The organism is Photobacterium chitinilyticum, assembly GCF_004104355.1.
In the GTDB taxonomy this organism is placed as follows: Bacteria; Pseudomonadota; Gammaproteobacteria; order Enterobacterales; family Vibrionaceae; genus Photobacterium; species Photobacterium chitinilyticum.
In genome coordinates, this window is record NZ_RJLM01000225.1 from 1 (window position 1) to 407 (window position 407).

At 43.5% G+C, this 407-nt stretch carries 1 protein-coding gene; it reads left to right on the forward strand.

Going from position 1 to position 407, the window contains the following annotated elements; translation table 11 throughout:
- The coding region (locus EDI28_RS27460) for a hypothetical protein (RefSeq protein WP_233353533.1) at nucleotides 1-199 on the forward strand (199 nt) is incomplete at its 5' end.
- Nucleotides 200-407: the final 208 nt, after the last annotated feature.

Genomic DNA, 407 nt, shown 5'->3' on the forward strand with positions numbered 1-407 from the left:
AGCGAAAGGCTGCCTGAAAGTTCAGAGAACAGCAGGTTGTCGTTTTCTTTGTCGCCTTTTACCCTGGCAATTCAGCAATGAGTTTCATCGTTACTTTGTTCTGAAAGGGCAGTTGCTTGTCTTAACCAATAGTTCGGTACAACAGCCAAGCATGTCCGCAATAGGTTGTCATGCAAGTTGGTTTGGCTCAAATCGTTGAAAGTGAATCGGAACTATCAAAGTATGAATTTGTTGTCTGTATGACGCAGATTTATCATGGGTGGAAGGACTTTCGGCCAAACTAGTTCGTATTAATGGATGGAGTTGCATAACAAAGGTATCAAGGTGACTTGTTTGACTCGGCATTTTTGGTTTGGAGTTTAGTGGATTTGGTGAGTTGGTCGTGGCGCACCTTATCCCAGGCGTTA